The sequence below is a fragment of the Bradyrhizobium sp. S3.7.6 genome (assembly GCF_054061875.1).
Map to the genome: position 1 here is coordinate 1133951 of NZ_JBSSEQ010000001.1, position 14131 is coordinate 1148081.

The 14131-nt window shown below is 63.4% G+C and carries 14 protein-coding genes and 1 tRNA gene; 9 read left to right on the plus strand and 6 right to left on the minus strand.

The window, feature by feature from the left end; all coding sequences use genetic code 11:
- Positions 1-52: 52 nt before the first annotated feature.
- From ACVJ5M_RS05385 to ACVJ5M_RS05400, 4 genes are all read right to left on the minus strand, one after another.
- Positions 53-646, minus strand: a complete 594-nt coding sequence (locus ACVJ5M_RS05385; RefSeq protein WP_063980439.1) for a GNAT family N-acetyltransferase — start codon at positions 644-646, stop codon at positions 53-55.
- 143 nt (positions 647-789) lie between these two features.
- Positions 790-1059: a 50S ribosomal protein L27 gene (gene rpmA, locus ACVJ5M_RS05390; protein WP_011083253.1), complete on the minus strand. Its 270-nt coding sequence runs from the start codon at positions 1057-1059 to the stop codon at positions 790-792.
- A gap of 97 nt (positions 1060-1156) precedes the next feature.
- Positions 1157-1546, minus strand: a complete 390-nt coding sequence (rplU, locus tag ACVJ5M_RS05395; protein ID WP_063980440.1) for a 50S ribosomal protein L21 — start codon at positions 1544-1546, stop codon at positions 1157-1159.
- Positions 1547-1794: 248 nt separating this feature from the next.
- Positions 1795-3354 carry a metallophosphoesterase family protein gene (locus ACVJ5M_RS05400; protein WP_354099931.1) on the minus strand — a complete coding sequence of 520 codons (1560 nt, stop codon included), beginning with the start codon at positions 3352-3354 and terminating at the stop codon, positions 1795-1797.
- A 137-nt stretch (positions 3355-3491) separates the two neighbouring features.
- On the opposite strand from ACVJ5M_RS05400, the gene ACVJ5M_RS05405 reads away from it, so the two are divergent.
- Positions 3492-4625: an ROK family protein gene (locus tag ACVJ5M_RS05405; protein ID WP_063980442.1), complete on the plus strand. Its 1134-nt coding sequence runs from the start codon at positions 3492-3494 to the stop codon at positions 4623-4625.
- A 169-nt stretch (positions 4626-4794) separates the two neighbouring features.
- Here the strand turns inward: ACVJ5M_RS05405 and ACVJ5M_RS05410 are convergent, their stop codons facing one another.
- Positions 4795-5658, minus strand: a complete 864-nt coding sequence (locus ACVJ5M_RS05410; protein WP_063980443.1) for an alpha/beta fold hydrolase — start codon at positions 5656-5658, stop codon at positions 4795-4797.
- Between the two features lie 236 nt (positions 5659-5894).
- Between ACVJ5M_RS05410 and ACVJ5M_RS05415 the strand changes: the two genes are divergently transcribed.
- From ACVJ5M_RS05415 to ACVJ5M_RS05450, 8 genes are all read left to right on the plus strand, one after another.
- Positions 5895-5984: transfer RNA gene (locus ACVJ5M_RS05415), tRNA-Ser, on the plus strand.
- Positions 5985-6147: 163 nt separating this feature from the next.
- Positions 6148-7101, plus strand: a complete 954-nt coding sequence (locus tag ACVJ5M_RS05420) for a LysR family transcriptional regulator (protein ID WP_354098240.1) — start codon at positions 6148-6150, stop codon at positions 7099-7101.
- A 142-nt stretch (positions 7102-7243) separates the two neighbouring features.
- Positions 7244-8677: a 3-isopropylmalate dehydratase large subunit gene (gene leuC, locus ACVJ5M_RS05425; protein WP_425364319.1), complete on the plus strand. Its 1434-nt coding sequence runs from the start codon at positions 7244-7246 to the stop codon at positions 8675-8677.
- The gene (gene leuD, locus ACVJ5M_RS05430; protein WP_014490573.1) at positions 8678-9325 is read left to right on the plus strand and encodes a 3-isopropylmalate dehydratase small subunit; all 648 of its coding nucleotides are present in this window, start codon (positions 8678-8680) and stop codon (positions 9323-9325) included.
- On the plus strand, positions 9322-10461 hold the full coding sequence (gene leuB / locus ACVJ5M_RS05435; RefSeq protein WP_063980445.1) for a 3-isopropylmalate dehydrogenase: 1140 nt from the start codon (positions 9322-9324) through the stop codon (positions 10459-10461). The genes leuD and leuB overlap by 4 nt, the downstream gene beginning before the upstream one ends.
- Positions 10461-11510, plus strand: a complete 1050-nt coding sequence (locus tag ACVJ5M_RS05440; RefSeq protein WP_063980446.1) for an ABC transporter substrate-binding protein — start codon at positions 10461-10463, stop codon at positions 11508-11510. Before leuB ends, ACVJ5M_RS05440 begins: the two co-directional genes overlap by 1 nt.
- A complete protein-coding gene (locus tag ACVJ5M_RS05445; RefSeq protein WP_187387865.1) occupies positions 11507-12340 on the plus strand; it encodes an ABC transporter ATP-binding protein in 834 nt (277 codons plus the stop codon). Before ACVJ5M_RS05440 ends, ACVJ5M_RS05445 begins: the two co-directional genes overlap by 4 nt.
- Positions 12337-13212, plus strand: coding sequence for an ABC transporter permease (locus tag ACVJ5M_RS05450; RefSeq protein ID WP_063980447.1), 876 nt, complete (start codon positions 12337-12339; stop codon positions 13210-13212). Before ACVJ5M_RS05445 ends, ACVJ5M_RS05450 begins: the two co-directional genes overlap by 4 nt.
- Before the next feature lie 20 nt (positions 13213-13232).
- On the opposite strand, the gene ACVJ5M_RS05455 is transcribed toward ACVJ5M_RS05450, so the two are convergent.
- Positions 13233-14126 (minus strand): LysR family transcriptional regulator, encoded by an 894-nt coding sequence (locus ACVJ5M_RS05455; protein ID WP_063980448.1) that lies wholly within the window; start codon positions 14124-14126, stop codon positions 13233-13235.
- Positions 14127-14131 lie beyond the last annotated feature (5 nt).

The window sequence follows — 14131 nt, forward strand, 5'->3', positions numbered from 1 at the left end:
GCGACTTTGTCGCGCCCCGGGACGACAGCGGAGAATGGAGCAGTTCTCCGCCCTACCTCATCCGTCTCGCACTGCTCCAGTTCTTCAGCGACGACCACACGCCGCGTGACAGGCGGAAGCAATCGACCGGCGTGGACGAGCCCAGCGCGAGGAAGCGATGCAGCTGGACGCCGCTCCACTGGAAGCCGCACTTCTCCAGCACGTTGCGCGAGGCCGGATTGGTGACGCGCGCGCCCGCATGGAGATGATCGTCCTCGAATTCCTCGAAGAAGAAGTCGATCGCGCCGCGCGCCGCCTCGGTGGCAAAGCCCTGGCCCCAATGCTCGACGCCGAGCCAGTAGCCGAGCTCGGCATTGTCGGGCGTGGAGCGGTCGATGCCGACCATGCCGACCGGCCCGGTGTCGTGCTCGATCAGGAACACGGTCTCGCTGCCGAGCGCGGCGGTGGCGCGGACGAATTCGACGGCGTCGTCCTGCGAATAGGGGTGTGGAAGGCGGCGGGTGTTTTCCGCGACACGGCGGTCGTTGGCGAGGTGGGCGATGGTCCTGACGTCGGCGAGAGTCGGGCGCCGCAACGTCAGCCGCTCGGTGGCGACGACGCTCGGTCTCGCCTCCCGCAAGGTCACGCTCGAGAAATCCTGCAACATGTCCGGCTCCGTCAAAGTCACTAAGTGAAAAGTGAGCAAGTCAAACGAAAGGGGAGGCCGGTTTCCCTGCCTCCCCTGGAGCCGTCTTGTGGACTCCGCCGGTTCGGTCAAGGACCCGGCGGACTCCAAATTTGGTCCACCGTCTATTCAGCCGCCTCGGCGATCGGGAGTACCGATACGAATGTGCGGCCGTTGGCTTTGGCTTGGAACGTGACGCGACCCTCGATCTTGGCGAACAGAGTGTGGTCCGTGCCCATGCCGACATTAAGGCCGGGATGCCAGGTGGTGCCGCGCTGACGCGCAATGATGTTGCCGGGAATCACGACTTCGCCGCCGAACGCCTTGATGCCGAGGCGCTTGCCCTTCGAATCGCGACCGTTGCGCGATGAACCGCCTGCTTTTTTATGAGCCATGGCTCGTCTCCAAAATCCTGCGTACTTCTAGATCAATTCCTTGACGGAATCATTTCACAATTTCTCACGCATCAATTCGTGATTGCGCGTGATCAAATTATGCGGCGGCTTCTTCGGTGGTCGCTTCCTTGGCGACCTTCTCCCGCTTCGGACGCGGGCCCTTGGTGGGCTTGGCGCCGTCCGTCAGGATCTCGGAGATACGGAGGACCGTGATCTCGTCGCGATAGCCGCGCTTGCGGCGCGAATTTTTGCGGCGGCGCTTCTTGAACGCGATGACCTTCGGCCCGCGCTTGTGGTCGAGCACCTCGACCGCAACGGACGCGCCTGCGACCGTCGGGACGCCCAGGACCGGCGTGTCACCGCCGAGCACCAGCACTTCATTCAGCTGTATGATCGAGCCGACTTCGCCTTCGATCTTGCCTACTTCGAGAACATCATCCGGCACGACGCGGTATTGCTTGCCGCCGGTTTTGATGACTGCGAACATCGTTTTTTCTCCGTGTTCAAATCCCGGCCTCGCGACGAGAATCGTCCGGGCCGGCTTTTTGTCAGTCGCTATGGGTTTATGCGCGTTTTGTGCGGGCGGGAGTTATCCCTTTGAAAACCCACGCAAAAACAAACAGCGCGAGAAACGCCCCGCGCCGGTTGCGGGACTTATAGCCGCCGGACGCGGAGAGTCAAGGAAAAGCGCCGAAAACCGAAGAGTTTAGGGCAATTCACCCGTAATCCAGGAGGCTACAAGGCCTGCGCATGGAGGATCTCGTGGCTCTCCCATCGGTCCCATTGGCTCATGCCCGCCCCCAGGGTGCGCTCGGCCATCAGCCGGCACGACAAGGACCCGGTCTGGTGATTGACGTCGATGCGGTTGATGGACAGGAAGATCCTCCCATCATTGGTCGGAACCTTTCCGACGGAACTTCCGCATCCCAAAACCGCGATCGGAGGTGGTCCCGGTATCGACGCAACGCGAGGGATATGCTTGTGCCCGTGAAGCACGGCGGCAAATCGCCGCTGGCGGACGAAGTCCCCGAATTCGGCGGCGTCCTCAAGCTGGTCGGTCTTCTCGAAAAATCGTCCCAGTATCCGCTCGTAGAACGGCCTTGCATACCAGGCGGGATTATCGACCGGGAGCGGATGATGATGGAGTACGCCAACCAGCGTGTGATCCCGCCAATCGCGTTTGTGGTCGATTTCGTTGCCAACGTCGGCAAATTGCTCCGGCCCAATCTTGCCCGCGGCGAGACGGCCGCCGGCCACTGAATTGAAGCAGACCAGACCAAGAGGCCGATCATCGAACCATCGCACGCGATTTGTCGGGAGCTTGATCGCGTTTCTCAGGTTCTCGCTCAGATAGCCATCTGTTCGGACGTCGTGGTTGCCCAAAACGAGGATCGGTGGTTCCTCCGTGAGGTTTTGCGCTGTGTCGAGGAACTGTCGCGCCGAATTGTAGTACTCGTCTTTGGGATCGTCGATCAGATCGCCGCTGATGACCAAAACGACCTTTTGCCCATTCGGTATCTCGTGGATTTGATTCCGCAACAATTGTTGCAGACGGGGCAAGCTCGTCGCTGCCTCGGTGCTTCCGATGTGAAGGTCGCTGATATGCAGCAGCGTCGTGGTTGATGCTGCAGTAGCTCTGGCCTCTGGAAATCTCCTGAAATATTCGGCTTCGAATGTCTTTAATCCGCGAAACCTGGATATCTTGAGATTGGACAACGCCCATCCCGCGCATTCGCGGACAGCAGCCGGCGTCTTGCCTGCAAAGGGCAGAAACACGGAATCCTCGTTGGGTCTCCAGAACAGCAGCCCGGGCCACCGCGTCATTGCGTTCAACGCAGTCTGAAGTGGGGGGAAGACGTCCAGCAGCGCTTGCGGGTGATCGTCGAGATCCCGGGGCTGCATGATCAGGCCGTCGTCTTGCCAGTTCACCTTATGGACGAGATCGTAAAGAAATTCCGGAGAGGCCAGAAAACGATCCAGCTCCATATTCTTCATCGATGGCACGATCATGCCGATCCAAGGGTAGTGCGAAAACAGTTGTTGCAGCGACTCGAGGATCTCAAGGGGAATCTCCTGCCCGTAGGGAATCTGGCTCAATTGCGCACGTGCCGCCTCAGCGACCTCGCGCACCTTGTCCTTGTTCCCGCGAGAGGAGACAAAACGCTCCGGCAATTGGCTTAGGAACATTTCCAGCGATTCGTGCTCATCAGGCGCGGCACGCCGGGGAATGTGTCCGCCAGGCTGAAGCAAATGGGCCAACCAGTTGACGGTGGCCAGGTCGAAGGCAATTCCCATTCGATCCTCCCCACAATCTGAGGGCGAACAATATACCATATATCCCCGGACGTGGCCAGAACTGTGCCATGGGCAACGCAACCAAACGGGTTCCCGTTTGTTGTCCCGCCGGATTTTTGCAATCGGGCAGGGCTTTCATGGCAACGGACGAACTGGTCAAGACGACGACGGGCATCGCCGCCCACGGTGCGGCGCGGCTGCCGTCAGTGGACATCGACAGTTTCAACATCGAGATGAAGGACGAGGACGGTTTCCTCGGCGACCGCGCCAGCAAGGGCGCGTTCCGCGAAATCCTCGAGCGCTGGCGCAAGCCGCTGCGCAAGTCCGGCGAGGATCCGTTCGGCAAGGAGCCATCGGATGAGATCAGCAAGAAGACGCTGGACGCCATCCTGATCGGCGATGACACCGAGGCCTGGGCCGTGGTGCATAGCGCCATCGAGGACTTTGCCCAGGAGCTCGCTTACGTCACCCGTCGCTTCCTCAAGAGCAAGGCCTGGGCGAAGACCGCGCGCATCGTCGTCGGCGGCGGCTTCCGCGATTCACGGCTCGGTGAGCTCGCGATCGCGCGCACCGGGATCATCCTCAAGGCCGAGGATTTCAAGATCGACATGGTGCCGATCCGCGCCCATCCCGATGAAGCGGGCCTGATAGGCGCGCTGCATCTGGCGCCATCATGGATTTTCGAGGCTCATGACAGCATCCTCGCCGTCGACATCGGCGGCACCAACATCCGCTGTGGCCTGGTGGAGACCGGCTGGAAGAAGGCCAAGGACCTCTCGAAGGCCAAGGTCGTGAAATCCGAGCTGTGGCGTCATGCGGATGACGAGCCGACCCGCGAGGGTGCGGTGAAGCGGCTCACCAAGATGCTGAAGGGGCTGATCACCGAGGCCGAGAAAGATGGCTACAAGCTCGCTCCCTTCATCGGCATCGCCTGCCCCGGCGTGATCAACGAGGATGGCTCGATCGAGAAGGGCGCACAGAACCTGCCGGGCAATTGGGAGAGCAGCAAGTTCAACCTGCCGGCGAGCCTGATCGAGGGCATCCCCGTGATCGGCGACCACGACACCGCGATCCTGATGCACAATGACGGCGTGGTTCAGGGCCTCTCCGAGGTGCCGTTCATGCAGGACGTCGATCGCTGGGGTGTGCTCACCATCGGCACCGGGCTCGGCAATGCCCGCTTCACCAACCGCCGCAAGGACAACGGCAACGGAAAAGACCGGGATTCTACTGAGAACGGCAAGAAAAAGAGTAAGGCGGACAAGGAGTAACCTTGACTGGTTAGGTTAAGGACCGGATTGCGTTGCGGCGCACAGGACACTCGCTAGGGTCGAATCGTCGCCTCACCCTGGCCGGCGAAGCCGCCCTTCCCAGCCAGTATTTCAATGAGCGGCACGGGACCGCCAGTGTTTACCGCGTCTGGCGGTCCCACCCCTGTCTTCAGCTCCAGCCGATCCGCTGAAAGAACGCCGCGATCTCCGCGGCCGCGCGATCCGGATCTTCCCGATGCGGGAAGTGGCCGACGCCCGGAAACATCGCAAGATCGAGATCGCCAAACGTCTCGCCCAGACGATCGGTCCAGGCATAGGGAAACAGCGGATCGTGCTCGGCCCAGCGCACGCAGGTCGGCGCGTTGATCGGCGGAAGCGATAGGGCTTCGCCCTTCATCATCGCGACCCGCCCGGCATGCGAGGCGCGATAATGCGCAAAGCCCCCGGCGAGATTGCCTTCTCTGAAGAAATTGTCGGCGAAGGCGTCGAGAACATCGTCGAAGGCGCTCTCCCGGTGCGCCCAACCCTTGAGGAAGTGGCTGATATAGAGCCGGCAGCTCTCGCGGCTCATGCCGACGAGCGCGGGCGCCATCTCCATCTGGTGGAAAGATTGATACCAGATGTGGTTGAGCCTATCGGGCGCCGCCATGCGCGGCCCGATGCCGGGATAGACGAAATCGAAGAAGAACAGCCCCGCGAGCCGCTCGGGCGCCTGCCGGGCCAGCGGCTGCATCACGGCGCCGCCGACGTCATGGCCGACCACGGCGAATCGCTCGATGCCGAGCCCCTCCATCAGCGCCAGCATGTCGGCGGCATGGCCGTCCGGCCCAAAAGGCCCGTCCGGCTTGTCGCTGTCGCCGAAGCCGCGCAGATCGGGCGCGATCAGCATGAAACGGTCCGAAAGCCTTGATATCACCGGCTCCCAAGTCAGCCAGAATTCCGGCCAACCATGCAGCAAAAGCAGCGGTTTGCCGCTGCCAGCGCGGACCAGGTGGAAATCGGCGCCATTGGCCTTGATCGTCAGGTGCTCCACGGCAGTTCCTCCCGGCGGTGAGAGCGTTTTCGAGCGAAGCGGACACCGGTTCGCCTCAAGAAAACGCGTCAAAACAAGAATCTGGAGCCCCGTTCCGATTCATCGGACCGTAGACGGCTCCAGGGCAGGGCTGAAAGAGGCAGCGGATTTTCCCCTTTCGCGCCTTGTCTGGCCCGCCATCCTCGCCTATTAACGCCCCCAACCACAGGGGCCCTGCTCCTTACTTGGCGCCTTCAGGAGAGGTGGCAGAGTGGTTGAATGCACCGCACTCGAAATGCGGCATAGGTGCAAGCCTATCGGGGGTTCGAATCCCTCCCTCTCCGCCATATTAAAGCGACTTTGAGAACTCCCACCAAGGACAGTCTCTCTGCGTCCCAGCAGCCTCTGCTGTCGTCCCCCCGGGGACCGCAATCTGACGCCGCACTTGCGACTGGCTGCCAAGCTTCTCCACAATGCCCCTCGTGACGACCCGCCCGAGGATCATTCCGGATGACGGCTAAAATCGATCTGCTGACGCTGCAATTGTTCGTGGCGATCGTCGAGGAGCAGAGCATCGCGAAGGCGGCGGAGAAGAAGAACATTGCCGCGTCCGCGGTCAGCCGGCGCGTCTCGGATATCGAGGACCTGTTTCAGGTCGAGCTGCTGCATCGTCATTCGAAGGGGATCGAGCCGACACCGGCTGGCTTCGCCCTGCTCGAGCACGCCCGCATCATCCTGGGAAATCTCAGCAAGCTCGAGAGCGAGCTGACGGGATACCGGCAGGGCAAGCGCGGGCTGATCCGGATCTGTGCCAACAAATCCGCGATCCTCGAAGCGCTCGCCGACGAGCTCAGCCTGTTCCTGGAACGGCATCCGCTGGTCCACATCGACATCGAGGAGGATCTCAGCCCCGCGATCGTGCGTGCGGTGGTGGAGAACCGGGCCGACATCGGCATTTTTGGCGGCAACATCGACGGGCAGGATCTGGAGCTGCTGTCCTATCGCAGCGACAGCCTGGTCGCGCTGGTCACGCGCGACCACCCGCTGGCGGGCCGCGATAGCGTTCGCTTCTGCGAGCTGGTCGATTTCGACTTCGTCAGCCTGGAGAAGGGCAGCTCGATCGAGACGCTGTGTGTCAGGGCCGCCGCGGCACTCGGGCAGCACCTCAAGGTGCGCATCCGCGTCAGCAGTTTCGATGCGCTGTTCCGCGTCGTCGATGCCAGGATGGGGGTCGGAATCGTGCCGCTCGAGATCGTTCGCGACCGCTACGGCGTCGACAGTCTCGTCACCGTCCCGCTCGACGAGTCCTGGGCGCGACGCGACCTGGTCATCGGCGTGCGCGATTACAAGTCGTTGCCTTCGGTGACGAAGCTGCTGGTGGAGCATTTGCGGACCCATGATGATGCGCGTCTCACCATGGGCGGCGTCTCCGACCGGCTGACGGTCGTGCGCGGCCGAAGCTGACATCGCTCCTGCCGACGGCCTGCCATCGCCGGCCGCGATGGCTCCCTGCCCAACCGTCACTGCACATTTCCGCGACGGACTTCTATCCTGCTTCTCAAGCTCGCTGTCGGTCGGCATGATCGGCGGCAACACGGCACATCAGATGCCGAACAGGGGAGGACGGATCGTGGACACGCGTGGCCGCACGCTGCTGGCCAAAATCTGGGACCAGCATGTCATCGCCCATGTCAGCGATGACACCGATCTGCTTCACGTGGATCGCCATCTGCTGCATGACCTCGGCGGCTCCAGCGGCCTGATCAATCTCAAAAGCCGCAACATTCCGGTCCACAATCCCGAACTGACCTTCGCGACGCCCGATCATGCGATTTCGACGGCGTCCGGACGTGCCGGCACGATCAAGACCGGGTGGGAGCTGCTGGCGGCGTTGCGGACCGAGACGTCCGCCAGCGGCATCCGGCTGTTCGACCTCGACCAGCCGGGGCAGGGCATCGTCCATGTCATCGGGCCGGAGCTCGGTCTCAGCCTGCCCGGCTGCCTGATCGTTTGCGGCGACAGCCACACCTGCACCCATGGCGGGCTTGGCGCGCTCGCCTTCGGCATCGGCTCCAGCGAGCTCACGCATGTGCTGGCGACCCAGACCATCATCCAGCGCCGGCCGAAAACCATGCGGGTGACGTTCGACGGCCGGTTGCCGTTCGGCGTGACGGCGAAGGACCTCATCCTCGCCTTGATCGGCCATGTCGGAGCCGCCGGCGGCACCGGCTATGCCGTCGAATATGCCGGCAGTGCGATCAGGGACATGCCGATCGAAGGGCGGCTCACCATCTGCAATCTGTCGGTCGAGCTCGGCGCCAAGATGGGGCTGATCGCGCCGGATGAAACGACGTTCGATTATATCCGCGGCCGTCCCTATGCGCCGCAAGGCGAGATGTGGGAGCGGGCCGTCGCGGCGTGGCGGACGCTGCGGAGCGACAGCGACGCAATGTTCGATCGCGAGGTGTCGATCGACGTCGGAACCATCATCCCCCAGATCACCTGGGGCACCAGTCCCGAACACGTCCTTGGTGTCGATGGCCGCATCCCGGATCCCGCTGATATCGCCGATCCCGCGCGCCGCGGCGCGATCGAGATCGCGCTCGACTATATGGGCCTGAAGCCCGGTGCGCCGATCGCCGGCACGCCGGTGGATTGGGTCTTCATCGGCTCCTGCACCAACAGCCGCCTCAGCGATCTGCGTGCCGCGGCCGAAGTCGCGCGCGGCCGCAAGGTTGCGCCAGGCGTGCGGGCCTGGGTCGTGCCGGGGTCGGAGACCGTCAGGCGCGATGCGATGGCCGAGGGGCTCGACAAGATCTTCATCGACGCGGGCTTTGAATGGCGCGAGCCCGGATGCTCGATGTGCCTCGCCGCGAACGGCGAGACCGTGCCGCCCGGCCAGCGCTCGGTGTCGACGTCGAACCGGAATTTCATCGGCCGGCAGGGGCCGCGTGCCCGCACCCATCTGGCAAGCCCGGCCATGGCCGTGGCGGCGGCGGTGTCCGGCGCCATCGCCGACGTCCGAACGATGGAGCGCTAGATGCCGCAAGCCTTCACCAAGCTGACCGCGACTGCGGCGCCGATCATGCGCACCAATGTCGATACGGACGTCATCATCAGCATCAACCGCATGATCGGAAATTCCGTCCGCGGCAGTCTCGGAAAATGGGCGTTCGGTTCGCTCCGCTATTTGCCTGATGGCTCGGATAATCCGGAGTTCATCCTCAATCGCGAGCCCTATCGCGCAGCGGAAATTCTGGTGACGGGACCGAACTTCGGCTGCGGCTCGTCGCGGGAGGCGGCGGTGTGGTCGCTGCAGGAGATGGGCATCCGCGCCATCATCGGATCCGGTTTCGGCGACATCTTCTTCGCCAATTGCTTCCAGAACGGCATCCTGCCGGTGGTGCTGGACAAGGCCGTCATCGACGGCCTCGCCGCGGAGATCGAAGCGAGCCAGGGCGCGGGACGTGTCAGCGTCGATCTGCAGGAGCAGACGGTTACCTCGCCATCGGGCGTACGGCACGTCTTCGAGATCGATCCGCGCCGGCGTGCGGGTTTGCTCGAAGGCCTCGATGAGATTTCGCTGACGTTGCGGCGCGACCACGAGATCCGCGCATTCCAGGCATCCGACCGCGACGCGCGGCCGTGGATTCACTTTGCAGGACATCAGGCAGGACAATTGGCATGAACACGCTCTCGAACATGATCAAGGTCGCCGTGGTCGGCGGTGAAGGCATCGGTCCTGAAGTGACCGACCAGTCTCACCGCATTCTCAAATGGTTTTCGGCGAGGCGCAGCATTCCCGTGGCGCTGCGCGAAGCGCAATACGGTCTCATCCCCTATCTCGCGACGGGCAAGGTGTTGCCGGACGACACCGTCGAGGCGATGGAGGAGGCCGACGCGATACTCTGGGGCGCGACGGGTGGTCCTGAAACCACTGAGGTCCCTCCGGCAGCGCGCAAGGCGGGAAGCCTGCTGTCGTTGCGCAGCAAGTACGACCTTTATGCGAATCTCCGGCCCATCGTCGCCAATCCGGCGCTGGCGGACTCCGCGCCGCTCAAGGCCCCGGTGCTGAAGGATGTCGACTTCATCATCATCCGCGAGCTCACCAGCGGCATCTATTTCGGCGAACCGCGCGGCATCGAAACGCTGCCGGACGGCCAGCGCCGCGGTTTCAACACCCAGCAATACACCACCAGCCAGATTCGCCGGGTGGCGCGAACCGCGTTCGAACTGGCGCGGACGCGCAAAGGCCGGGTCTGCTCCGTCGACAAGGCCAATGTGCTGGAAACCAGCGTGCTGTGGCGCGAGGAGGTCACCGCGCTGCATCAGGCGGAATTCTCCGATGTGGAGCTGACACACCTCTATGTCGACAACGCTGCGATGCAGATCGTGCGGGCGCCGTCGCAGTTCGACGTCATGGTGACTTGCAATATCTTCGGCGACATTCTCTCCGATTGCGCCGCGATGGCCTCGGGCTCGCTGGGCATGCTGCCGTCGGTCTCGCTCGGGCCGCCGGACCGGCTGGGCCGCCGCAAGGCGCTCTATGAACCGGTTCACGGCAGCGCGCCTGATATTGCGGGCAAGGGCATCGCCAATCCGCTCGGCTCGATCCTCAGCGTCGCAATGATGTTGCGCATCACCCTCAATCGGCCCGATGATGCCACGCTGCTGGAGAAGGCCGTGGATACGGCGCTGGCTGCCGGCGCAAGAACGGCCGATATCGCCGAACCCGGCGCAAAAAGACTTTCGACCCAGGAGATGGGCGATGCGGTTCTGAACGCGCTCGACAAGGTGGTCGGCAAGGAGAGGGAGCACGCGTGATGAGGACTCGGGTCACCAGACGGGCCGCGTTGACGATCGTCGCCGGCGCCGGTGCGTCCATGGCGGCAGGACGGGCGTGGGCGGATACCCCGTCGGGCCGCGTGATCTATCCGGTGGCCATTCCGGTCTATCAGTCTCAATTCGTCGCCGACCGGGCCGGATTCTTCAAAGAGGCCGGCCTCGACTGCAAGCTGATCCAGGGCGGCAGCGGCGTGAAGACGCGCGAGATCATCGCTTCGTCCCAGGGCGATATCGGTATCGGCGACATCACCCACCCGATGCAGCTCAGCAATCACGGCCGCAGCGCGCGGGTCCTGATGCCGGTCGATACAAGAAGCAACGCGGCGATCTTCATCATCCGCAAGGATCTGTTCGATCAGGGCATCACCACCCTGGAGGCGCTGGCGAAGTGGAAGCGGCCTGACGGACGAAAGCCGATCGTCTCGGTGTCGTCGCTGGGCGGCACCAACCACGTCTGGGCGTCCTACTACATGGAAACCATGGGGCTGGACGACAAGGTGACCTGGATCGGCACCGGCAATGTCGACACCATGATGGGCACGTTGAAGACGAAGCAGGTCGATGTTCTCATCAACTCGCCATCGATCCTGAAGGATTCAGTGGAGCAGGGCTGGGGTGCGCTGTTGTTCGATGGAACGGACGAGGCAGTCTGGGCCAAGTATATCGGCGGCAAGGTCCCGGTGACGTCTCATTTCACGCTGCAGGCGACCATCGACAAGGACCCGCAGAAGATGCAGGCGTTCGTCACGGCGCTGTGGCGCGCCACCCTGTGGATCAAGGGGCACTCTCCCGAAGAGATCTATGATATGATCGAGCCTTACGTCGGAAGCACGTCGCGCGATGCGAATATCTTCGACAGCGGCGTCATGAAGAAGGTCACCGATTACGAAGGCATCATCGATGCCGCCAGCTTCGCGCGCGGTCAGAAGGTCTGGTTTCGTGAAATGACCGGCATCAAGCCGCTCGCGATGGCCGACGTTGTCAACACCAGCTTCATCGAAGCGGCACGCAAGGCCTATCCCGCTTGACGATCCAGGCCTTACACACGCCGCACGTCGATGCGCCGCCTGAGACGCGGCGCATCGACGTGCGCGGTTTGTGCAAGACGTTCCAGCTGGCGGGTACGGCCATCGAGGCCGTGCGCGACGTCTCCTTCAATGTCCGGCGCGGCGAATTCGTCGCCCTGCTGGGGCCATCCGGCTCGGGCAAGAGCACCGTCCTCAACATGATCGCAACCCTGGTCAAGCCGACCAGCGGTCAGATCCTGATTGATGGTACGCCCGTCGTCCCCGGACAGGCGACGCCCAATGTCGGCTATGTGTTCCAGCGCGACACCCTGTTTCCCTGGCGCACCGTCGCCGACAACATCGGCTACGGCCTCGAACTGGCGGGTGTCCCGGCGGCGGAGCGAAAGGATCGTGTCCGTGCCTGCCTGGCGCAAGCCGGGCTGCAGGATTTCGACAATGCCTATCCCTCGGCGCTGTCGGGCGGCATGCGCCAGCGCGCCGCCTTGATGCGAACGCTGGTCGTCGAGCCGCAGGTTCTGCTGATGGACGAGCCGTTCGGCGCACTCGACACCCACACCAAGATCGACATGCACGATGTGCTGCTTCGCATCTGGGAACGCGAGCAGCAGACCGTGCTGTTCGTGACCCATGATCTCGGCGAGGCCCTGACGCTGGCAGACCGCATCATTCTGTTTTCCGCGCGGCCGGGCCGGATCAAGGAGAGTTTCGAGGTGGATTTCGCCCGCCCGCGCAATGCCGTGAAGATCCGGGAGACGCCGCGTTACGCCGAGCTGTTTCAGCTGATCTGGCACTCGCTCGGCGAGGAATTCATCAAGGGCCGCAAGCCATGAGGCGCGCGCGCCGCCCCGGCAGAACGTTCGCATGGCAGATGTTGATCTGCATCGGCTTCCTGTCGATCTGGCAGTGGGGGTACGATCTGCACGGCCGCCTTCCCTGGCTGGTGCCGGATCTGCTCGACCCCTATTTCGTGTCCAAGCCGTCCGACATCTTCGAGCACTTCCTGATCCTGAGCTGCCTCAAGTCCAAGCTCGGCGTGTTCAACGGCTGGTTCAATGGCGAATTCACCCGCTGCATGGCGCGATCCGAGAACAATCTCTGGATCGCGACCGCCGTCACCCTGAAGAACACGTTCTTCGGTTTCGTCACCGGCGTCAGCAGCGGCTTTGCCGCGGGCCTCGTGCTCGGCCGTTCGGACCGGCTCAGCGCGATCTTCCAGCCGTTCATCACGGCGGTGAATTCGATCCCCCGCATCGCGCTGGCGCCGATCATCGTGCTGGCCTTCGGCATCGGCGATACCTCGAAGATCGTCACGTCGTGGATCGTGGTCGTCTTCCTGGTGTTCTTCAATACGTTCGAAGGGGCGCGCTCGATCGACGAGGGCTTCGTCAACGCAGCGCGGCTGCTCGGCGCCAGCGAGTGGCAGATCACCCGCACGGTGGTCATCCCCTCGACCATGGCCTGGGTCTTCGCCTCGCTGACGCCTGCGATCTCCTTCGCCCTGATCGGCGTGATCGTCGGCGAGTTCATCGGCGCGGAACGAGGAATCGGCCGCCTGATCATCGAATCCGAGGCGCGGGCGGAGGCATCGGGAATGATGGTCGCCGTCGTCGTGCTGATGCTGGTCGGCGTCGCGCTGTCCGCGTTGATCTGGCGATTGCAGGCCTATCTGCTGCGCTGGCAGCAGCATAATCTCGCGGAGTAGCCCGAGCAGCGGCCTGCGGATTACGACCCCGCCAGCACCGTCCGAGCCGTCGTCACAAACGCCTGCGCCGCCGGCGACAGCGTGCGTCCCTGACGCTGCAGCAGCGACACCGGGCGGATGATCGCCGGGCGTATCAGCGGTCTTGCGATCAGCGTCGGGAATTGATCGGCGGGCAGCATCGTTGCGGGGAGGATGGCGAGGCCGAGGCCTTGTGCTGTCATGGCGAGCGCGGTGTTGATCAGCGTGACCTCATAGGTTGGAGAAAGGTGCTTGCCCTGCGCACCGAGGGCGTGATCGATCTGCATGCGGATCCGCGTCTCGCGCCGCATCGCGATGGTCGGAAGCTGCGCCAGTTCGTCCCATGTCAGTGCGCGCCGCGCGGCGAAGTCGGCGGTGCGACGGCCGATCGCGCTCAGCCGCCCGCGGGTCAGCGTCTCGATCGTCATCTCCGCGAACTCACCTTCGACGCTGCCGATCGCGAACTCGGCATCGGTTGCGATCAGGCGCGGAACGAGATCGTCGGCGGCGACGTCGCGCATGTCGATGTCGATCTCGGGATGGCCTGCGCGGAATTTCGCGAGAACCTGCGGCAGCAGTGCCGAAGCGGCACCCGCCGACGCGACGAACGCGACGCGGCCTGCGCGCGCCTGCGCGAGGTCATGCATGCGCCGTGACAGGCCCAGCGCATCGCTCAGCATGCGTTCGGCGGCGTGAAAGGCCTCGTCGGCGGCCAGCGTCGGCTGCACCGAACGCGTGGAGCGATCGAACAGCTTCACGCCGAGCTGCACTTCGAGCTGCTGGATCAGGAGGCTCGCCGCCGATTGCGTGATGCCCAGCTCGCGGGCGGCCCGCGTGATGCTGCGCGTGCGATACACGCCGGTGAAGGCCCGCAATTGTCGCAAGGTGACATTCATAGCTA